Genomic DNA, 21,402 nt, shown 5'->3' with positions numbered 1-21,402 from the left:
TCCGGTTTGGGAGGGTATGAGCCCATCCCCGGTGCCCGTGCCGGGAGCCGTGCCGCCGGAGGTGAGCGTGCCCGAAGCCGTGCCGGGGCGCGTCGACGTCTCCGTGGTGGTCGTGGCCCGCGGCGCGGAGCCGGGTCTCCCGGAGACGCTGCGGGGCGTGCTCGCGTCGCTCGACGTCGCGGCCCGCGGACCCGACGGATCCGCAGGCGCCGGTGCGGTCGCGCCCGCGGTGCGGCTGCGGGGCCACCGCCTCGGCGGCGAGGTCGTGCTGGTCGTCGGGGACGTCGCCGCGCTGCCGCCGGGCCTGGGCATGGACCGTCGGGTCCGGGTCGTCGCCGCGCCCGGCGTGGGGCCCGCGCGGGCCCGCAACCTCGGCGTCGCGGCCTCCCGGGGGCGGTACCTGCTCTTCACGTTGGCGGAGGTGCGGGTCCCCGCCGCCTGGGTGTCCGCGCTGACGGCGCCGCTGCGCGCCGGGCGGGCCGACCTCGTCGCGGGCGCCGTCCACCCCCCGGGTCGCGCGCCGTCCGCCGCGCGCGCGGACCGCCTGCTGGGCGTGGTGGCCGACCCGCCGCCGCCGGGTGCCTGGCCGGCCGCCGCCGGCGCGGCGACGCGGGCGGTGCTGGAGTCGGTCGGGTTCGACGAGGGGCTGCGGGCGGACGAGGAGGGCGCGGCCGTCGTGTTCCGCCGCGACGCCGTGGGGGCGGGCTTCCGCGAGGCGCCGGTCGCCGGGCAGCCGGTGCTCCTCGCACGCGACCCCGCCCGCGCGGGCCGGCGGTCGGTCGCGGCCCGTGCCCGGACCCGCGGCCGGGTCGACGCCTACGTGGCGCGGCACCTCGGCCGCGGCGCACCCGCGCTGCTCCCCGCGGTGGTCGCCGTCGTGCGGCACGGCCTCGCGGTGCTGCTGCTCACCGCCCGGCGTGCGCCGGCTGAGCGCCTGCTGCCCGCCCGCGCGGCCCGCGCCCGCGCGACGGCGCTGCTGCGGCTGCGGCGTGCGCCCGACCGTGTCGCGCCGCGGTCCGCCGCCGGCGACGTGCCCGGCGGCGCCGGTGCGCCCCGGGCGGCGTCCCCGGTCGCCCTGGTCACGCGCCCCCGGCCCGCGCCGAGGAGGCCCGGCCGGGGCCGGTCGTCCCGCGGGTCGTGCCGGTCGTCCCCGCCCGCGGGCCCCGCGGGACGGCGGGCGACTTCTGGGGCCGCGGACGCGGCGGGCGCGCTGCCCCGGCCGCGCTGCCGGACCGCACGGCGTCCTGACGCGCGCCGCCCGTCCCGGCGAGCCCCGCAGCGGGACGACCCCGCCGGGTGCGCCCGTCAGAGCAGGGGCGCGTCGTCGGCCGGGGCGGCGCCCGTCGACGCGGCGGAACCGGGAGACGACACCGGGCCGGGGGGCGGCGGCGGTGCCCACGGCCGCACGCGCACCGGCACGGGCGGAGGCGTGCGCGGCGCGGCGGGAGGGCGCCAGCCGGGTGCGCCGGGCGACGGGGGGCCCGCCCACCGGGCGTCGTCGGCGGAGGGGACCGGGGGGATGGACGCGGCCGGTGCCGCCGGTGCGGTGGACCCACCCGGCGCTGCGGGCGTCCCGAACCCGCCGAGGGTCGCCGAGGTGGCGGCCGGACCGGTGTCCGGACCCGGGGCGGCCGGGCCCGGTGCGGTGGGTCCGACGGCCGAGCCCGGTGCGGCAAGGCCGACCGACGAGCCCCCTGCGCCGTGGCCGACCGCCGAGCCGAGCGCCGCAGCGCCCGCGGGCGGTGCCGCGACGGCGAGCGCGACCGCCGGACCTGCCGTGGCGGGCACGGGGAACGACCACGCCGCGGAGCGGGGGCGCGAGTGCCGCGGGCGACGCTCCGCGGGCGAGTGGGCGGCGGCGCCGAGCTCGGCGAGCGAGGGCCGCGGCTGCCGCGAGCCGGCGAGCAGCCGGGCGCGCACGGGGATCTCGACGCCGCGGTACAGGCCGAACGCCAGCGCGGCGGACACGACGAGCACCAGCGGGATCGTCCCAGGCCCGCGCAGCGGGGTCACGAGCACCATCTTGATGACGAGCTCGTGCAGCAGGTAGAAGGAGAACGACAGCGCCCCCGCGACGACGACAGCGGGGTGCCGCGCCCAGCGGTTGCCGCCGTGGATGTCGCCCCACGCGCAGCGGGCGGCCAGCGGCGCGAAGACGACGGCGAGCGCGGCGGTCAGCACCGTGGGGTGCACGGTGACGGCGGCCGCGCCGAGGATGCCCACGGCGAGCAGGCCGAGCAGCACCGGTGCGGGTACCCGGGGCCGCCACCCCTCCTGCACCGCCATCGCGGTGACCATGCCGAGCACGAACTCCGGGAGCCGCGCCGGCGGCAGGTGGAACAGCAGCGGGATCGTCGCGGGCCACAGCACGCCCACGAGCGGGGGGACGGCCAGCGCGCCGACCGCGACGGCCGTGCGGGTGCGGGGGCGCAGGCGCCGCAGGCCCCACAGCAGCAGCGGGAACGCCACGTAGAACGCGATCTCGCACGACAGCGACCACGTGACGCCGTTGACCGCGAAGACGAGTTGGGCGTCCGGCGACCAGGCCTGCAGCAGCAGCAGGCCGACCAGCGCGGTGGTGGGGTCGAGCACCTGCTCCAGCAGGACCACGGCGATCGCGAGGCCGAGCAGCCAGGTGACGACGTGGTTCGGGAGGATGCGCGCGAGCCGCCGGCGGTAGAACGTGCCGACGGTGGTGCCGGGCCGGGCGGTCCACGTCAGGACGAACCCGGACAGGACGAAGAACAGCCCGACCCCCGTGAACCCGGCGCTGGAGCCGCGCACCACCTGCAGGTTCCAGGAGTTGATGTGGTACAGCATCACGAGCAGCGCGCCGACGGCCCGCAGGCCGTTGAGGCTCCACAGCACGGGCAGCAGCGTGGCGGCGCCGTCGGGCGCGGCCGGTGCCGGACCGGCGGGGGCCGGGGGTGCCGCCGGTGGCGCGCCGGGCGCGGGTGCGGTTCCCGTCATGTCGTCTCCCGGTGGGTCGGCGGCAGGGGTGGCCGGTGCTGTCCCGGGCGGGCCCGGGGGCGGGTGCGGCGCGGGTGGGTGCACGCCGTCGGCGGGCCCGGCGGGCCGGGCTGGTGAACCGGGTCCTGCCCGACCGGGTCCGTTGAAGGCGAAACCTCCTGGGCAAATTAGGACAAACTGGGTGAGATCGTGTCAAGGATCTGCTCCCGGGTGAGCCTGTCGGTGGGCGCTCGTAGAGTGGTGCACCCACCCCGGATCCCCTGGATCCGGGGTTCTCGTGCTGTGCGCCCCCGTGGCGGAAGGAACCCATGAACGTCGCCGGTCTGCTGCCCGTCCTGCTCACCGACCCCGCGGTGGCGCGCGCCGTCGAGCTGGTGCCCGCCCGCGGCGCGGTCGACGTCGTGGGGCCGGCCGGCGTGCGGCCGCCGCTGCTCGCCGCCCTCGCCGGCGCCCGCGCGACGGCCGGCGAGGCGGTGCCGCCGTCGGACCGCCCCCGCTCGGCGGCCGGCCGGCCCCTCGTCGTCGTGACGGCGACCGGGCGCGACGCCGACGAGACGGCAGCCGCGCTGCGCTGCTACCTGCCCGACGACGACGTGGCCGTGCTGCCGTCCTGGGAGACGCTGCCGCACGAGCGGCTGTCCCCGCGGGCCGACACCGTGGCCCGGCGGCTCGCGGTGTTCCGCCGGCTGGCGCACCCCGAGCCGGAGCCCGGCCACGCGGGGGCGATCCGGGTGCTCGTGATGCCGGTGCGCGCGCTGCTGCAGCCCGTCGTCGACGGCCTGGGCGAGCTCGAGCCCGTCGCGCTGGCGCCCGGCGACCGCGCCGACCTCACCGACGTCGCCGAGCGGCTCGTCGCGGCGGCGTACAGCCGGGTCGACATGGTGGAGCGCCGCGGCGAGTTCGCGGTCCGCGGCGGCATCCTCGACGTGTTCCCGCCGACCGAGGACCACCCGCTGCGCATCGAGCTGTGGGGCGACACGGTCGAGGAGATCCGCTGGTTCTCCGTCGCCGACCAGCGCAGCCTCGAGATCGCGGACCACGGGCTGTGGGCACCGCCCTGCCGGGAGATCCTGCTGACCGACGACGTGCGCGAGCGCGCCGCCTCCCTCGTCGAGCGGCTGCCGGGTGCCGTGGACATGCTCGACAAGCTCGCCCAGGGCATCGCCGTCGAGGGGATGGAGTCGCTCGCCCCCGCCCTGGTGGACCGCATGGTCCCGGTGCTCGACCTGGTGCCCGACGACGCGCTGCTCGTGCTGGCCGACCCCGAGCGCGTCCGCCGGCGGGCGCACGACCTGGTCGCCACCACGGAGGAGTTCCTCCAGGCGGCGTGGACGTCGGCCGCGGCCGGTGCGGCGACGCCGCTGGACCTGTCCGCCGCGTCGTTCGCCTCGTTCGCGGAGGTCCGGGCGCTCGCCGCCGTGCGCGGGCTCGGCTGGTGGACCCTCAGCCCGTTCACGCTCGACGCCGACGCCGCGGAGGGGGACCCGGACGGGCTGCGCGCCGCGGACGGCGTCGAGACGCTCGTCGTCGCCGCCCGCGACGTCGAGCGCTACCGCGGCGAGGTCGACCGCGCCGTCGCGGACGTGCGGCGGCTCCAGCAGGACGGCTGGCGCCTGGTCCTGGCGACCGAGGGGCACGGCCCCGCGCAGCGCATGACGGAGCAGCTGCGCGCCGCCGACGTCCCCGCGCGCCTGGTGCCGGCGCTCGAGGCCGAGCCCGAGGGCGGCGTCGTGCTGGTCACCCCGGCGCAGGTCGGCCCCGGCTTCGTGGCCGAGGGGCTGCGCCTGGCGGTGTTCTCCGAGTCCGACCTCACCGGCCGCCCCGGGGCGAGCACGCGCGACATGCGCCGCATGCCCAGCCGCCGGCGCAACGTCGTCGACCCGCTGCAGCTGCGGCCCGGCGACTTCGTCGTGCACGAGCAGCACGGCGTCGGCCGGTTCGTCGAGCTGGTGTCCCGGACCATCGGCTCGGGCGCGGCCGCGGCGACCCGCGAGTACATGGTCATCGAGTACGCGTCGTCGAAGCGGGGCCAGCCGGGGGACCGGCTGTTCGTGCCGACCGACCAGCTCGACCAGGTGACCAAGTACGTCGGCGGCGAGGCCCCGAGCCTCAACAAGATGGGCGGCTCCGACTGGGCGAAGACCAAGGGGCGCGCCCGCAAGGCGGTCAAGGAGATCGCCGGGGAGCTCATCCGGCTCTACAGCGCCCGCATGGCGACCCCGGGCCACGCGTTCGGCCCGGACACCCCGTGGCAGCGCGAGCTGGAGGACGCGTTCGCGTACGTGGAGACCCCGGACCAGCTCGCGACGATCGACGAGGTCAAGCAGGACATGGAGAAGCCGATCCCCATGGACCGGCTGATCTGCGGCGACGTCGGCTACGGCAAGACGGAGATCGCGGTGCGCGCGGCGTTCAAGGCCGTGCAGGACGGCAAGCAGGTGGCGGTGCTCGTGCCCACCACGCTGCTGGTCCAGCAGCACCTCGACACGTTCACCGAGCGGTACGCGGGCTTCCCGGTGACGGTCAAGGCGCTGTCGCGGTTCCAGACGAAGGCGGAGTCCGAGGCGGTCGTCGACGGCCTGCGCGACGGCTCGGTCGACATCGTGATCGGCACGCACCGGCTCATCACCGGCGAGATCCGGTTCAAGGACCTCGGCCTGGTCGTCATCGACGAGGAGCAGCGCTTCGGCGTCGAGCACAAGGAGACGCTCAAGGCCCTGCGGACCAACGTCGACGTGCTCGCGATGTCCGCGACCCCGATCCCGCGGACCCTGGAGATGGCGGTCACGGGCATCCGCGAGATGTCGACGCTCGCCACGCCGCCGGAGGAGCGCCACCCGGTGCTGACCTTCGTCGGCGCGTACGAGGAGAAGCAGATCGCCGCCGCCGTCCGCCGCGAGCTGCTGCGCGAGGGCCAGGTGTTCTACGTCCACAACAAGGTCGAGTCCATCGAGCGCACGGCGTCCCGGCTGAACGAGCTCGTCCCGGAGGCCCGCGTCGCCGTCGCGCACGGGAAGATGAACGAGCACCAGCTCGAGCAGGTGATCGTCGACTTCTGGGAGAAGAGGTTCGACGTCCTGGTCTGCACGACGATCGTCGAGACCGGCCTGGACATCTCCAACGCGAACACCCTCATCCTGGAGCGCGCCGACCGGCTCGGGCTGTCGCAGCTCCACCAGCTCCGCGGGCGCGTGGGCCGCGGGCGCGAGCGCGCGTACGCGTACTTCCTGTACCCGCCGGAGAAGCCCCTGACGGAGACCGCCCACGACCGGCTCGCGACGATCGCCGCGAACACGGACCTCGGCGCGGGCATGGCCGTGGCGATGAAGGACCTCGAGATCCGCGGCGCGGGCAACCTGCTGGGCGGCGAGCAGTCGGGCCACATCGAGGGCGTCGGGTTCGACCTGTACATCCGCATGGTCGGCGAGGCCGTGGCGTCCTACCGCGGCGACCAGCCGGAGGAGCTGCCGGACGTCACCGTGGAGCTGCCGGTGGACGCGCACATCCCGCACGACTACATCGCGCACGAGCGGCTGCGGCTCGAGGCGTACCGCAAGCTCGCGGCGGCGGCCGACGAGGCGGCGCTGACGGAGATCTCCGAGGAGCTGGTGGACCGGTACGGCCCGATCCCCGAGCCGGTGACGAACCTCTTCGCGGTCGCGCGGTTCCGGCTGCACGCCCGCGCGGCCGGCCTGAGCGACGTCACCGCGCAGGGCAGGTTCGTGCGGTTCGCGCCGGTGGAGCTGCCGGAGTCCGCGCAGCTGCGGCTCAAGCGCCTCTACCCGGGCTCGGTGCTCAAGCCGGCCCTGCGCACGGTGCTGGTGCCGTTCCCGACGACCGCGCGCATCGGCGGCAAGCCGCTGCACGGCGAGGCGGTGCTGACCTGGGCGCGCCAGCTCATCGACGCGGTGGTGCTCGGGGACGTGGCCGCGGCGGCGGGTGTCGGCACGGCCGGGCGCTGACCGGCGCGCCCGGGCCGCCCGGGGCCGTCCGCGCGCGTGGCGTCCCGGGCTGCCAGGCGCGGCCTCTACGATGGCCCGGTCGGGCGAGGGTGCGACCAGGAGAAGGCAAGGTGAGCGTGCGGTGACGCGGAGGTCCAGCAGGCGGTTGCTGACGGTGACGGGCGCCGCGGCGCTGGTGGCGGCGCTCGCCGCGTGTAGCGGGGGTCAGCCCGGCGCGGCGGCGGTGGTCGGTGACCGCGTCGTGTCGGCGGCCGACGTCGACAGCGCCACGCGCGAGCTCGCCGACGTGCTCCAGGGCGTGACGCAGTCCGCGATCGTGGGCGTCCTCGTGCAGGAGCCGCTCGTCGTGGGTGCGGCGAAGGACGCGGGCGTGGGCGTGTCGCCGGAGCAGGCGGGCGAGGCGCTCCAGCAGCAGGTCGCCGCGGCCGGCGGCACCGAGGACCGCGAGTTCTCCGAGCCCGCCGTCGACGTGATGCGCTACGTGCTCTCGCTGCAGGCGCTCCAGGGCGCCTCGGACGCCGACGCGCGGCTGACGGCGCTCCAGGAGGACCTGTCGTCGCTCGACTTCACGATCAACCCGCGCTACGGCACGCGGACCGACGAGGGCACGATCGGGTCCACCACCTACCCGTGGCTCGTCGCCCAGGACGCCGCGGCGGACGCGACGCCGTGACCGCCGCGCCCGGCACCTCGCGGCCGGGCGGGCCCGGCGACGGGCACCCGGGTGCCGGGGGCGACGCCGGGGCCGGGGACCCGCTGCGCCGGCTCGTCGCCGTCATGGACCGGCTGCGCTCGCCGGGCGGCTGCCCGTGGGACGCCGAGCAGACGCACGCGTCGCTGGTGCCGTACGTGCTGGAGGAGGCCTACGAGGTCGCCGAGGCCGTGGAGCGCGGCGACCGGGCGAACCTGCGCGAGGAGCTGGGGGACCTGCTGCTGCAGGTGGTCTTCCACGCCCGCATCGCGCAGGAGGACCCGGACGACCCGTTCGACGTCGACGACGTCGCGGCGGACCTCGTCGCGAAGCTGGTCCGCCGGCACCCGCACGTCTTCGCGGGCGCGGAGGTCGACGGCGCCGACGGCGTGCACCGGCAGTGGGAGCGCATCAAGCGGGTCGAGAAGCAGCGCGAGTCGGTGCTCGACGGCGTCCCGCTGGCGATGGGCGCGCTGGCCCGGGCGCAGAAGGTCGCCTCGCGTGCGGCCCGCGCGGGCCTCGACACGGCCGCCGGTGCGACCGGGGACGGGACCGCCGACGGCGCCGACCTCGGCGCGCGGCTGCTGGCGCTGGTGCAGGAGGCCCGCCGCGAGGGGCTCGACGCGGAGGGCGAGCTGCGGCGCGCGACGGCGGCGTGGGAGGCCCGGCTGCGGGCCGCGGAGGCCGCGGGCGTCCAGCAGGCGGACTGACCGGGCCCGCCGCGAGGTTTGTCACACCGCCCCCAGCAGCAGGAAAGCGGTTGCCGGGCCGAAGGTCCGGCACGCCCCGCCCCCGGGCTGGGCAGGATGGTCGCGGCCACGCCCCCGCGCGGCCGGTCCAGCGCACCCCCGGGTGCGCGTCCACGGATGAGGAGGGGTCGATGAGGATCGGCGTCCCGAAGGAGAGCCGGCCCGGCGAGCGCCTGGTCGCCGCGACGCCCGCCACCGTCGCCCAGCTCGCGAAGCTCGGGTACGAGGTGGTGGTCGAGCACGGCGCGGGTGCCGCGGCGAGCTTCCCCGACGCGGCCTACGCCGAGGCCGGCGCGGCCCTCGCCGACGCCGCCGAGGTCTGGGCCAGCGACGTGGTCACCGCCGTGAACGCCCCGGGTGACGCCGAGATCGCCGCCCTGACCCCCGGCGCCACGCTGGTGTCGATGATGGCCCCGGCCGCCCACCCCGAGCTCGTGGCGTCCCTCGCGGCCCGTGGCGTCTCGGCCCTGGCCCTCGACGCGGTCCCGCGCATCTCGCGCGCGCAGGCGCTCGACGTCCTGAGCACCATGTCCAACGTCGCCGGCTACCGCGCCGTCATCGAGGCCGCCGAGGAGTTCGGCGGGATGTTCACCGGCCAGGTGACCGCCGCGGGCAAGACGCGCCCGGCCACGGTGTTCGTGATCGGAGCCGGCGTCGCGGGGCTCGCGGCCATCGGCGCCGCCGGCAGCCTCGGCGCCCAGGTGCGCGCCTACGACGTGCGCCCGGAGGTCGGCGAGCAGATCGAGTCCATGGGCGCGACGTTCGTCCAGGCCGAGGCCGCCCAGCAGGAGGTCAGCGCCGACGGCTACGCGAGCGCGCTGACCGAGGAGCAGGAGCGGCTCACCGCGGAGATGTACGCGGCGGAGACGGCCAAGGCGGACATCGTCGTCACGACGGCCCTCGTGCGCGGCACCGCGCCCCGCACGATCAGCGCCGAGATGGTCGCCGCGATGCGGCCGGGCAGCGTGATCGTCGACCTGGCGGCGTCCGGCGGCGGCAACTGCGAGCTCACCGTCCCGGGGGAGAAGGTCGTCACCGCGAACGGCGTGACGATCCTCGGGTACACCGACCTCACCAGCCGGATGGCGCGGCACACCTCGCAGCTCTTCGGCACCAACGTGGTGAACCTGCTCAAGCTCCTCACGCCGGGCAAGGACGGCGCGCTGGTGCTCGACGTGGACGACGTCGTGCAGCGCGGCATGACCGTGACGAGGGCCGGGGAGGTGATGTGGCCGCCCCCGCCGGTGCAGGTCTCCGCGGCGCCCGCCGCGGACGCGGTGCCCGCCGTCGCGCCGGTCGACCCGGCCGAGAAGGCCCGGCTCGCCCGCGAGGCCGCGGCGCGCAAGGGCCGGCGGCAGATGGTCGGGCTCGCGCTCGGCGCCGTGCTGCTCGCGCTGGCGATCACGTTCTCGCCGGCCGCGTTCCTCGGGCACTTCACCGTGTTCGTGCTCGCGGTGTTCGTCGGCTACTACGTCATCTCCAACGTCAGCCACTCGCTGCACACCCCGCTGATGGCCCAGACGAACGCCATCTCCGGGATCATCCTCGTCGGCGCCCTGCTGCAGATCGGCAGCGACGACTGGGTGGTGTCGGCGCTCGCGTTCGCGGCGGCGAGCGTCGCCTCCATCAACATCTTCGGTGGCTTCCTCGTGGCCTACCGCATGATCGGGATGTTCCGGAAGGAGGAGGCCTGAGATGCTCACCTCCGCTGTCCAGGGCGTGTACCTCGTCGCCGCCGTCCTGTTCGTCCTGAGCCTCGCGGGGCTGTCCAAGCAGGAGACCGCCCGGCGCGGCAACCTGCTCGGCATGGTCGGCATGGGCCTCGCCCTCGCCGCCACCGTCGTGCTCAGCCTCGACCAGTCCGAGCGCAGCCCGCTGGTCACGCTGCTGCTCATCGCCCTCGTGCTCGTCATCGGCATCGCCGTCGGCACGTGGCGGGCGCGCAGCGTCGAGATGACGCAGATGCCCGAGATGATCGCGATGCTGCACTCGTTCGTCGGCATCGCGGCCGTGCTCGTCGGCTTCAACTCCTACCTGACCGAGACGCACGCGGACGCCGTGCACCTGGTCGAGGTGTTCCTCGGCGTGCTCATCGGTGCCGTGACCTTCACCGGGTCCGTCGTCGCGTACCTCAAGCTGTCGGCGAAGATGAAGTCCGCCCCGCTGACGCTGCCGGGCCGCAACTGGCTGAACCTCGGCGCGCTCGTCGTCTCCGGCGGCCTCATGGCGTGGTTCCTGGCGAGCCCGTCGCTCGTGCCGCTGGTCGGCATGACGGTCGTCGCGCTGGCGCTCGGGTGGCACCTGGTCGCCGCGATCGGCGGCGGCGACATGCCCGTCGTGGTGTCGATGCTCAACTCGTACTCCGGGTGGGCCGCGGCGGCCGCCGGCTTCATGCTGAGCAACAACCTGCTCATCGTCACCGGCGCTCTCGTCGGGTCCTCCGGTGCGATCCTGTCGTACATCATGTGCCGCGCGATGAACCGCTCGTTCATCAGCGTGATCCTGGGCGGCTTCGGCGCCGAGGGCGGCACGGTGAGCGCGTCCGCGCAGGACTACGGCGAGCACCGCGAGATCCAGGCGGCCGAGGTCGCCGAGCTGCTCAAGAACGCCGGCTCGGTCGTCATCACCCCCGGCTACGGGATGGCCGTGGCCAAGGCGCAGTACCCGGTCGCGGACCTCGTCGCGCGGCTGCGGGCCTCCGGCGTCGACGTGAAGTTCGGCGTGCACCCCGTCGCCGGCCGCCTGCCCGGGCACATGAACGTGCTGCTCGCCGAGGCCAAGGTGCCGTACGACATCGTGCTCGAGATGGACGAGATCAACGACGACCTGGCGGACACCGACGTGGTGCTCGTCATCGGCGCGAACGACACGGTGAACCCCGCGGCCCTCGAGGACCCGGGCTCGCCGATCGCCGGGATGCCGGTGCTCGAGGTCTGGCACGCCAAGCAGGTGATCGTGTTCAAGCGGTCGATGGCCACCGGGTACGCCGGCGTGCAGAACCCGCTGTTCTTCCGCGAGAACACCGCCATGCTGTTCGGCGACGCGAAGGACCAGGTGGAGCGCATCGTCGCCGCGCTCTGACGCCCCCGCACGACGGGTCCCGGGCCCGGCCGCCACGGCCGCCCGGGGCCCGTCGTCGCGTGTTCACCGGCCGCTCGCCGAAGGTCCCACCGACGCACGCGGCGGACGGCACTAGGCTGAGGACGCATCCCCACCCGAACTGTCGAAGGAGCACGTATGGCCAGCATCGAGGCCGTCGGCGCCCGCGAGATCCTGGACTCGCGCGGCAACCCCACTGTCGAGGTCGAGGTCGCTCTCGACGACGGCACGATCGCCCGTGCCGGTGTGCCCTCGGGTGCCTCGACCGGTGCCTTCGAGGCCGTCGAGCGCCGTGACGGCGACAAGTCCCGCTACCTGGGCAAGGGCGTCGAGGACGCGGTCAACGCCGTCATCGACGAGATCGCCCCGGAGCTCATCGGCTTCGAGGCCACCGAGCAGCGCCTGGTCGACCAGGCCCTGATCGACCTCGACGGCACCCCGAACAAGGGCAAGCTCGGCGCCAACGCGATCCTCGGCGTCTCGCTCGCCGTCGCGAAGGCCGCGGCCGACTCGGCCGACCTGCCGCTGTTCCGCTACGTCGGCGGCCCGAACGCCCACGTGCTGCCCGTCCCGATGATGAACATCCTCAACGGTGGGTCGCACGCCGACTCCAACGTCGACATCCAGGAGTTCATGGTCGCCCCGATCGGCGCGCCGACCTTCCGCGAGGCCCTGCGCACCGGCGCCGAGGTCTACCACTCGCTGAAGTCCGTGCTGAAGAGCAAGGGCCTGTCGACCGGTCTCGGCGACGAGGGCGGCTTCGCGCCGAACCTCGAGTCGAACCGCGCCGCGCTCGACCTCATCCTCGTCGCGATCGAGAAGGCCGGCTTCGTGCCGGGCAAGGACGTCGCGCTGGCCCTGGACGTCGCCTCCACCGAGTTCTTCAAGGACGGCGCGTACCAGTTCGAGGGCAAGGCCACCACGCCGGCCGAGATGGTCGCGTTCTACGAGGGCCTCGTCGCCGACTACCCGCTGGTCTCCATCGAGGACCCGCTGTCCGAGGACGAGTGGGACTCCTGGGCCGAGCTCATGGTCAAGGTCGGCGACAAGGTGCAGATCGTCGGCGACGACCTGTTCGTCACCAACCCGGAGCGCCTGGCCAAGGGCATCGAGCTCAAGGCCGCGAACGCCCTCCTGGTCAAGCTGAACCAGATCGGCACCCTGACCGAGACGCTGGACGCCGTCACCCTGGCCCAGCGCAACGGCTTCACGACGATGACCTCGCACCGCTCCGGCGAGACCGAGGACGTCACCATCGCCGACCTGTCCGTCGCGACCAACGCCGGCCAGATCAAGACCGGCGCCCCGGCGCGCGGCGAGCGCATCAACAAGTACAACCAGCTGCTCCGCATCGAGGAGGAGCTGGACGACGCCGGCCGCTACGCCGGCGCGTCGGCCTTCCCGCGCTGGAAGGCCTGAGCCCTCACGCTCACACCGGAGGCCGGCAGCCCTGACGGGGCTGCCGGCCTCCGGCGCGTCCACCCCCGTCGCCCCCTCCTGGTCCGCGAGGTCGGCAGTCCCGGTGCGAGGTCGGCACCTGGAGCTGCCGACCTCGCCTGGACGTGCCGACCTCGCGGGGTCGGGGGATGTGCGGATCGTGTGCGTGGCGGCGGACACGGCCGGGCCACCTGCGGGGCGGGCGGGGCCGGGCGGGGCACAATCGGGTCCATGCCCGCCCCTCGTCGTCCCGCCGCGCCCCGCACCGGGGCCGGGGACGACGTGAGCCGCGAGGCGGCGCGCCGCACCGACGCCGCCCGCGGGCAGGCACCCGCGCCGGCGAGAGGGGCTGCGGGCAGGGGAGCTGCCGGCGCGAGCCGCACCGGGAAGCCCCGTCCCGCGACGGCGCCGCGCACGCCGGCCCGGACCCCGGGGGCGCCCAGCACCGCGGCCGTGCCGCGCTCACCCGCGCCCGGCACCGTCGGCACCGCGGGCAGCCCCCGCCCGGGCGTGCCGCAGCAGTCCGTCCCGCGTCCCGCGGCCCCGCGTCCCACGGCGTCCCGCGCGCGCTCCGCGCCGCCACGCCCCGCGGCGGGTCGCCCCAGCAGCTCCCGCCCGGGCGCGCGCACGGGCGGCGCCGACCGCCGGGGTCCCCGCGCCGAGACCGTCCAGCAGCGGCTGCCGCGGCTGTTCACCGTCCGCGCGCTGGTGATGCTCGTCGTGCTCTCGATCGCGTTCGTGCTGGTCTTCCCGACGTTGCGGCAGTACCTCGACCAGCAGGTGCAGCTGGAGCAGCTCCGCGCCGAGGTCGCCGCCGCCGAGCAGGCGAACGACGACCTGCAGGCGGAGCTGGACCGCTGGTCGGACCCGGCGTACGTGGAGGCGCAGGCCCGGTCGCGGCTGGCGTTCGTGATGCCGGGGGAGCGGGCGCTGCGCGTGGCGGACCCGGAGGTCGTGCCGGAGGAGCAGCCCGCGGACGAGGCGCCGGCCGGGCCCGCGACCTCGGCGGACTCCGACGACCCGACGCGGCCCTGGTACGCGCGGCTCTGGGACTCCGTGCAGGTCGCGGGTGTCGCCGGGACCGGTGAGGCCGGCGGGTCCGCGCAGGACCCGGAGGCGGGGGACAATGGGTCGGCGCCGGCCGACGGGACCCCGAGCCCGGGCGACGGCGCCCCCGACGCGGAGCCGACGCCCTGAGGTCTGCCCCGACCGCCGCCGACCAGCCCGACCCGAGGAACGCCGTGACCGACCTGCCCCCGACCACCGTGGGCGCCCTGCCCGACCCCGCCGAGGTGCCGCGCGCCCGGCACGACGCGCCCGACGTGACCGACGCCGACCTCGCGGTGCTGCGGGAGCAGCTCGGCCGGCCGGCGCGCGGCGTGGTGGGGGTCGCCGCCCGGTGCGCGTGCGGACGGCCGCTGGTGGTGCGCACCGCGCCCCGGCTGGACGACGGCACCCCGTTCCCGACGACGTACTACCTGACGTGCCCGCCCGCCGTCGGTGCGGTCAGCACGCTCGAGGCCGGCGGCCTGATGAAGGAGCTGACGGCCCGGGTCCAGAGCGAGCCGGAGCTGGGTGCGGCGTACCGGGCCGCCCACGAGGCGTACCTGGCGGACCGGGCGGCGCTCGGCGACGTGCCGGAGATCGCGGGGGTCTCCGCCGGGGGGATGCCGACGCGGGTGAAGTGCCTGCACGTGGTCGTGGGGCACGCCCTGGCGGCCGGTCCCGGTGTGAACCCGGTCGGCGACGAGGTCCTGCTGATGCTGCGCGACGTGTGGCGGCCGGACCGCTGCACCTGCTGAGCCGCCGGGCGCACCCGCCGGGGGATGGGAGGATGGCACGCGTGACGCGTGTGGCTGCCATCGACTGCGGGACCAACTCCATCCGGCTCCTGGTGGCCGACGTCGACCCGTCCGCGGGGACTCTCGTGGACCTCGACCGCCGCATGGAGGTCGTGCGGCTCGGGCAGGGCGTCGACCGCACGGGACGCATCGCACCGGAGGCGCTCGCGCGGACCCTGGACGCCACCCGCCGCTACGCGCAGGTGTGCGCGGGCCTCGGCGTCGAGGCGGTCCGGTTCGTCGCGACCAGCGCGTCGCGCGACGCGGAGAACCGCGACGAGTTCGTCGCGGGTGTGCGCGAGGCGCTCGGCGTCGAGCCGGAGGTCATCGGCGGCGTCGAGGAGGCCGCGCTCTCGTTCCGGGGCGCGACCGGGGTGCTGGGTGCGCGGCACGACGCGCCGTACCTGGTGGTCGACCTCGGCGGCGGCTCCACCGAGGTGGTGCTGGGGGACGGCGCCCCGGAGGCCGCGTACTCGATGGACGTCGGCTGCGTGCGCATCACCGAGCGCCACCTGCGGTCGGACCCGCCCGCGGCGGACGAGGTCGGGGCCGCGGTCCGCGACGTCCGCGCGGCGCTCGACGTGGCGGCGGCAGAGGTGCCGTTCGGTCGCACCGCCACCCTCGTGGGGCTCGCCGGGTCCGTCACCACCGTCACCGCGCACGCGCTGGGCCTGCCCGCGTACGACCCCGCGGCGATCGACGGCTCCGTGCTCCCGGTCGACGCCGTGGTCGCGGCCTGCGACGACCTGCTCGCACGGGACCGGGCGTCGCGCGCGGCGCTGGGGTTCATGCACCCCGGCCGGGTGGACGTCATCGGCGCCGGCGCCCTGGTGTGGCGCGAGGTCGTGCAGCGGGTCCGTGCCGAGGTCGCGGCCGCCGGCGGCGAGCTCACCGAGGTCGTCACCTCGGAGCACGACATCCTCGACGGCATCGCCTGGAGCGTCGCCGAGCGGCTGGCGTCCCGCCGGGGCTGACCGCCCGGCCTGGCGTCCCGCCGGGGCTGACCGCCCGGCCTGGCGTCCCGCCGGGGCCGTCCGCGTCGCACGTGCTGCGACATGCGGACTATCCGTTTCTGCCCGGTACTGCGCGAACTGTAGTACCGTGTGACCTGCGGGAGTCGAGGAGGGTCGACTCCCGCGCCAGCAGCCCGGGGTGCGGCGGACAGGGGGCGCCGCACCCCGGGACGGACGGACCGGCCGCAGGGCCGGCGGTGATGCGGGAGGCGCGGTGGACACGACCCAGCTGCTCAAGGGGGTGCTCGACGTCGCGGTGCTGGCCGTGGTCGCGGACGAGGACGGCTACGGCTACGACGTCGTCCGCCGGCTGCGGTCCGCGGGCCTCGCCGAGGTGGGCGACGCCTCCGTCTACGGGACGCTGCGGCGCCTGTACTCCCAGGGCGCGCTGACGTCCTACGTGGTGCCGAGCGACGAGGGGCCGCACCGCAAGTACTACGGGATCAACGCGCAGGGCAGGGCGATGCTCGCCGCCCAGCGCAAGGACTGGCGCGAGTTCGCGGGCACGATGTCCCGCCTGCTCGAGGAGGAGGCAGCGTGACCGGGACCGCCCACGCCGCGCCCGCGTCCGGGCCGGTGCAGGACGTCGGGGAGTACGCCGCCCGGGTCCGCGCCCACCTGACGGGGCTGCCGCAGGACCAGGTCGACGACCTGACCGACGGGCTCGAGGCCGACCTGGCGGACGCGCTGGCCGACGAGTCGCAGGCTGCTCCCGGGGGCGACGCGGCCGACCTGCGGGTGCGCTTCGGGGACCCGCGGGACTACGCGCGCGAGCTGCGCCTGGCGGCCGGGCTGCCGGAGCCGGCGGACGCGGTGCCCGACCTCCGGTCGCCCGCCCGGCGCGCGTGGGCCCGGCTGCGGCTCGGCCTCGCGCGGATGGGGTCCGAGCTGGGCGCGCAGCCGTGGTGGCCGCCCCTGCGCGACTTCCTCGTCTCGCTGCGCCCGGTGTGGTGGCTCGCGCGCGCGTGGGTCGTGTACCAGGCGATCGCGTTCGTGTTCGGCTTCACCCAGGGCTGGCTGCCGCGCAACCCCGTGACGATGCTGGTGCTCGCGGTGCTGGCGGTCGTGAGCGTGCAGTGGGGTCGCGGGCGCTGGGTGCCGCGGCGCGGGCGGGTGGTCCCCGTCGTGGTGTCGGCTGCCGCGGCGGTCCTCCTGGTGCCGGTGGTCGCCGTCGCGAGCGACTGGGAGGTCACCCGGGTGCGGTACTCGACGGAGTACGTCGAGACCCAGCCGCAGGACGGCGTGTGGGTGGACGGGATGCAGGTCAGCAACCTGTTCGTCTACGACGCCGAAGGCGACGCGCTGACCGACGTGCAGGTGTACGACGACCGCGGCAGGCCCGTGCGCACGGTCACCGACGGCGGCTGGGGCTGGTGGTCGCTGCCGGGGGTCGCGGGGGAGTGGTCGTTCCTGCCCGTGCAGGACGAGGACGGTCGCGAGCGGTGGAACGTCTACCCGCTGCGCGGCGCACCGTCGGCGGAGTTCGCCTGGGAGCGCGGTGACGGTTCGGAGACCACGACCGAGGGGCTGCTGACGACCGAGCCGCAGCAGCCGCCGCGGCCGTTCGCCAAGGCCCCGGCGATCGTCGACGACGGGACGACCACCACGGAGGAGTCCGCCGGCGAGGAGCCCGCCGGCCAGGACGAACGTCCCGGGTCGGAGCCGTCGGCGAGCCCCGAGCCGGGGGCCACCGCCACACCGTGACGGGTCCTCCCGGGACTTTGTGCCCAGGATCACGTGGGGTCGGGTCGCTTTCAACAAGTCATGGGACGTACCGTTGACGTATGTCTGAGGCCACCGTCACGACCCCCGCGCGCGCGTCGGGGAAGCCCCGCAAGGTGCCGCGCATCCTCATCCTCGGCGGCGGTTCCGTGGGGCTGTACTCCGCCCGGCGGCTGCGCCGGCGTCTCGGGAACCGGGAGGCCGCGATCGTCGTGGTCGACCCGCGTCCCTACATGACCTACGCCCCCTTCCTCCCGGAGGCCGCGGCCGGGTCGATCGACGCCCGCCACGTGGTGGCGCCGCACCGGCGCGCCCTCAAGGGCATCGACGTGCTCCAGGGCAAGGTCTCGGCGATCAAGCACGCCGAGCGCACCGTCGAGGTCACGCCCGAGGAGGGCGACCCGTACTGGATCACCTACGACCACCTCATCGTCGGCCTCGGGTCGGTCGCCCGCACGCTGCCCATCCCCGGGCTCGCGGAGCAGGCCATCGGCTTCAAGAACGTCGAGGAGGCCATCGCCGTCCGCAACCACGTGCTCGGGCGGATCGACCTGGCGTCGTCCACCTGGGACCCGGAGCTGCGCCGGCGGATGCTCACGTTCACGTTCGTGGGCGGCGGCTTCGCGGGCGTCGAGGCCATCGCCGAGGTCGAGGACATGGCGCGCGACGCGGTCAAGCAGTACCGCTCGCTCGACCAGGAGGACCTGCGGTTCGTGCTCGTCGAGGGCTCGCGCCGGATCCTCCCCGAGGTGTCCGAGGAGCTGGGCGGCTACACGCTCGAGCAGCTCCGCAAGCGCCGCATCGAGGTGTTCCTGTCGACGTTCCTCAGCTCGTGCGTCGACGGCCACGTGGTGCTGTCCGACGGCACGGAGTTCGACTCCGAGACCATCGTGTGGACCGCGGGCGTCAAGGCGAACCCGGTGCTGCAGAACTCGGACCTGCCGCTCGACAAGCTCGGCCGCGTCATCACCCTGCCGACGCTCCAGGTCGCCGACGCCGACGGGAACATCGTGGCGGACGCCTACGCGGCCGGCGACTGCGCCGCCGTGCCGGACCTGACCCAGCCCGGCCAGTTCTGCCCGCCGAACGCCCAGCACGCCATCCGGCAGGCCACGCACCTCGCGGACAACCTCGCCCGGGTGCTGCGCAGCGCGGAGCCGACCGACTACAAGCACAAGAACATCGGCGCCGTCGCGTCGCTCGGCATGTACAAGGGCGTCGCGCAGTTCATGGGCCGCATCAAGGTCCGCGGGTTCCTCGCGTGGGTCATGCACCGCACGTACCACGTGTTCGCCATGCCGACGCTGAACCGCAAGCTCAGCATCATGGCCGGCTGGACCGCGAACCTGCTGTGGCGCCGCGAGGTCGTGCCGCTCGGCTCGCTGCACGACCCGCGCGCGGAGTTCCGCGCCGCGTCGGTCCCGCCCCGCCCGAAGGCCGAGCCCGCCGCCGAGGACCACAGCCCGGTCGCGAGCACGGAGGCGAAGCCCGCCGCCGAGCCGAAGCCCACGGCAGGCGCCACGGCCTGACGGGCCAACCCCGCCCCCGGCCCCCGCGGCCGCCGGCGCAGCCACCGCACCACCCGCCGTCCGCCGCCCCCCGCCCGCCCACCGACCCCGTCGGAGGCTCCGAACGCGTACGGAGACCTCTGCGCGTCATCGGAGACCTCCCCGGACACCTCCGATGACGCGTGGAGGTCTCCGACCACGTCGGGAGCCTCCGAACGGGGCCGTGGGCGGGCGGTGTCGTGCCCAGGGCCGAGTGCCGAGGGCCGAGTGCCGAGGGCCGAGGGCCGAGGGGCGACCGGGCGCGGGGTCGACGGGGGCCCGGGGGCGGAAATCGCTGGCGTCCGTGTCGGTGCCGGGTGGCACCATGGCGCAGTCGCCGGCGTCCGACCGGCGGACACCCGGAATGCCCGTCCCCCGGCGGGGGTTCCAGGTCGACGACGTACCGCTGCCCTGCGCCCGGCGCCCCCGCGCCCGCGAGCGGCCCCTGCACCCCCAGGTGGACGACCACCCGACCGAGGGAGACCCATGACTGCTCGCACCGGCACCCTGCCGCCGTCTCCTCCGCCCGCGCCGCGCGGAGCCGCGGACCAGCCGCCCGCGCCCGCCGAGCCGCAGGCCGCGCCAGCGCCGGTGCGGCTCGACCCGGCCGACCGCACCGTCATCGCGCTGCTGCTGGTCGCCGGCTTCGTCGTCATCCTCAACGAGACCGCGATGGGCGTCGCCCTGCCGGTGCTCATGGAGGAGCTCGGCGTCTCCGCGGCGACGGGCCAGTGGCTGACCACCGGGTTCATGCTGACGATGGCCGTGGTCATCCCCGCGACCGGCTGGGTCATGGACCGGTTCCGCACCCGGCAGGTGTTCGTCGCGGCCATGTCGCTGTTCACCGCCGGCACGACGATCGCCGCGGTGGCGCCCGGGTTCGGCGTGCTGCTGGCCGGCCGCGTGGTGCAGGCGAGCGGGACCGCGGTGATGATCCCGCTGCTGATGACGACGGTGCTGACGCTGGTGCCGCCGGCGATCCGCGGCCGCGTCATGGGCACGATCTCCATCGTCATCTCCGTGGCGCCCGCGGTCGGCCCGACGATGTCCGGCCTGGTGCTGTCGCAGCTGTCCTGGCGGTGGGTGTTCCTCGTGATGCTGCCGATCGCGCTCGTCGCGCTGGGCCTCGGGGTGTGGCGGGTCCGCGACGTGACGACCCCGCGGGACGCCCGCCTCGACGTCGTCTCGCTGGCGCTGTCCGCCGTGGGCTTCGGCGCGCTGATCTTCGGGCTGTCGAGCATCGGGGAGTCGGCGGGCGGCCACGCGCCGGTCGCACCCTGGATCCCGCTGACCGTCGGGGTGGTGGCGCTCGCCGTGTTCGTCCGGCGGCAGCTCGCCCTGCAGCGGACGACGGGCGCGCTGCTCGACCTGCGCGTCTTCACGCACCGCTCCTACACGGTGTCGACCCTCGTGCTGGTCATCTCGTTCATGGCGATGTTCGGCGCGCTCATCGTGCTGCCGATCTTCCTGCAGGGCGTGCTGGGCCGCGGCACCCTCCAGACCGGGCTCCTGCTGCTGCCCGGCGGCGTCGTCATGGGTGCGCTGTCCCCGCTCGTGGGGCGGCTGTTCGACCGGTTCGGGCCGCGTCCGCTCGTCACGCCGGGCGCCGTCGCGCTCAGCGCCGCGCTGTGGCTGATGTCGACGCTGCACCCGGGGACCTCGGCGGCGGCCGTCGTCGCGGTGCACACGCTGCTGTCCGCCGGGCTCGCGTTCATGATCACGCCGCTGTTCACGTCCGCGCTCGGCACCCTGCCGCGCGAGCTGTACGGGCACGGCAGCGCGATCGTCAACACCGTCCAGCAGCTCGCGGGCGCCGCGGGCACCGCGCTGTTCATCACGGTGCTGTCCACCACCACGGCCGGGCGGCTCGCGGCGGGCGCGGACGTGCTCGACGCGACGACGGCCGGCGTGCAGGACGCGTTCCTGTGGGGCGGCGTCGTGTCGGTCGTCGCGGTCGGGGCGTCGCTGCTGGTGCGCCGGCCGCCGGCCGGGGAACGGCCTGCGGTGCACTGAGCCGCGGAGGAGGGCCCGGGCGCGTCCGACGACGCCCCGGGCCCGTTCCGTCCTCGTGCACCCGCGCCCGTCCCTCCCCGCGGGTCCGGACGTCCGGCGTGGGTGGCAGGATGGCCCCGGCCCCCGTAGCCCAACCGGCAGAGGCAGCCGGCTTAAACCCGGCACAGTGCGGGTTCGACCCCCGCCGGGGGCACCTCGACCTCGATCCGGAGCCCCCGGTGTCCTCGTGCCGACGCAAGCCCGGACGGCCGCCGGGGCGTGCAGCCGGGATCCGGCGGCGCCCTCCGGTGGCGCACCGCGCCGGAGAGCGCCATCCTGACCCCCTGTGCAGCGGCGCGCAGGCCGGCGCGAGCTCGCG

At 75.7% G+C, this 21,402-nt stretch carries 14 protein-coding genes, 1 tRNA gene and 1 pseudogene; 15 read left to right on the top strand and 1 reads right to left on the bottom strand.

The features are described from left to right. Positions 1 to 16: 16 nt before the first annotated feature. Positions 17 to 493 (top strand): annotated as a pseudogene (locus P9841_RS19075) (hypothetical protein); the annotation flags it as partial. Positions 494 to 1,305: 812 nt separating this feature from the next. Here P9841_RS19075 and P9841_RS06275 read toward each other — a convergent pair. Next, positions 1,306 to 2,970 (bottom strand): acyltransferase family protein, encoded by a 1,665-nt coding sequence (locus P9841_RS06275; protein WP_283321174.1) that lies wholly within the window; start codon positions 2,968 to 2,970, stop codon positions 1,306 to 1,308. Between the two features lie 308 nt (positions 2,971 to 3,278). Between P9841_RS06275 and mfd the strand changes: the two genes are divergently transcribed. The 14 genes from mfd to P9841_RS06205 all read left to right on the top strand — a co-directional run bounded on the left by mfd (position 3,279) and on the right by P9841_RS06205 (position 21,237). Continuing rightward, positions 3,279 to 6,932, top strand: a complete 3,654-nt coding sequence (gene mfd, locus P9841_RS06270) for a transcription-repair coupling factor (RefSeq protein WP_283321173.1) — start codon at positions 3,279 to 3,281, stop codon at positions 6,930 to 6,932. Positions 6,933 to 7,053: 121 nt separating this feature from the next. Beyond that, a complete protein-coding gene (locus tag P9841_RS06265; RefSeq protein WP_283321171.1) occupies positions 7,054 to 7,605 on the top strand; it encodes a SurA N-terminal domain-containing protein in 552 nt (183 codons plus the stop codon). Then, entirely contained in the window at positions 7,602 to 8,333 is a 732-nt protein-coding gene (locus P9841_RS06260) for a MazG family protein (RefSeq protein ID WP_283321170.1), read from the top strand. Before P9841_RS06265 ends, P9841_RS06260 begins: the two co-directional genes overlap by 4 nt. Before the next feature lie 170 nt (positions 8,334 to 8,503). Next, positions 8,504 to 10,066, top strand: a complete 1,563-nt coding sequence (locus tag P9841_RS06255; RefSeq protein ID WP_283321169.1) for a Re/Si-specific NAD(P)(+) transhydrogenase subunit alpha — start codon at positions 8,504 to 8,506, stop codon at positions 10,064 to 10,066. 1 nt (position 10,067) lies between these two features. Further along, on the top strand, positions 10,068 to 11,453 hold the full coding sequence (gene pntB / locus P9841_RS06250; RefSeq protein ID WP_283321168.1) for a Re/Si-specific NAD(P)(+) transhydrogenase subunit beta: 1,386 nt from the start codon (positions 10,068 to 10,070) through the stop codon (positions 11,451 to 11,453). A gap of 156 nt (positions 11,454 to 11,609) precedes the next feature. Then, a complete protein-coding gene (gene eno / locus P9841_RS06245; RefSeq protein ID WP_283321166.1) occupies positions 11,610 to 12,890 on the top strand; it encodes a phosphopyruvate hydratase in 1,281 nt (426 codons plus the stop codon). Positions 12,891 to 13,361: 471 nt separating this feature from the next. Next, on the top strand, positions 13,362 to 14,105 hold the full coding sequence (locus tag P9841_RS06240; protein ID WP_283321165.1) for a septum formation initiator family protein: 744 nt from the start codon (positions 13,362 to 13,364) through the stop codon (positions 14,103 to 14,105). Positions 14,106 to 14,200: 95 nt separating this feature from the next. Then, positions 14,201 to 14,710 carry a DUF501 domain-containing protein gene (locus P9841_RS06235; protein WP_283321881.1) on the top strand — a complete coding sequence of 170 codons (510 nt, stop codon included), beginning with the start codon at positions 14,201 to 14,203 and terminating at the stop codon, positions 14,708 to 14,710. 41 nt (positions 14,711 to 14,751) lie between these two features. Continuing rightward, positions 14,752 to 15,723, top strand: coding sequence for a Ppx/GppA phosphatase family protein (locus tag P9841_RS06230; RefSeq protein WP_283321164.1), 972 nt, complete (start codon positions 14,752 to 14,754; stop codon positions 15,721 to 15,723). Between the two features lie 253 nt (positions 15,724 to 15,976). Then, positions 15,977 to 16,303: a PadR family transcriptional regulator gene (locus P9841_RS06225; protein ID WP_222171552.1), complete on the top strand. Its 327-nt coding sequence runs from the start codon at positions 15,977 to 15,979 to the stop codon at positions 16,301 to 16,303. Then, positions 16,300 to 17,466 carry an HAAS signaling domain-containing protein gene (locus P9841_RS06220; protein WP_283321163.1) on the top strand — a complete coding sequence of 389 codons (1,167 nt, stop codon included), beginning with the start codon at positions 16,300 to 16,302 and terminating at the stop codon, positions 17,464 to 17,466. Before P9841_RS06225 ends, P9841_RS06220 begins: the two co-directional genes overlap by 4 nt. An 80-nt stretch (positions 17,467 to 17,546) precedes the next feature. Next, positions 17,547 to 19,013: an NAD(P)/FAD-dependent oxidoreductase gene (locus tag P9841_RS06215; RefSeq protein WP_283321162.1), complete on the top strand. Its 1,467-nt coding sequence runs from the start codon at positions 17,547 to 17,549 to the stop codon at positions 19,011 to 19,013. A 504-nt stretch (positions 19,014 to 19,517) separates the two neighbouring features. After that, complete coding sequence (locus P9841_RS06210; RefSeq protein WP_283321161.1) at positions 19,518 to 21,044, top strand: MDR family MFS transporter; 1,527 nt, start codon at positions 19,518 to 19,520, stop codon at positions 21,042 to 21,044. 119 nt (positions 21,045 to 21,163) lie between these two features. Beyond that, positions 21,164 to 21,237: transfer RNA gene (locus tag P9841_RS06205), tRNA-Leu, on the top strand. Positions 21,238 to 21,402 lie beyond the last annotated feature (165 nt).

It is taken from the genome of Cellulomonas sp. ES6, from assembly GCF_030053835.1.
GTDB lineage: Bacteria > Actinomycetota > Actinomycetes > Actinomycetales > Cellulomonadaceae > Cellulomonas.
The sequence above is the reverse complement of the archived record's forward strand: the minus strand, read 5'-3'. Positions and strand labels throughout refer to the sequence as shown.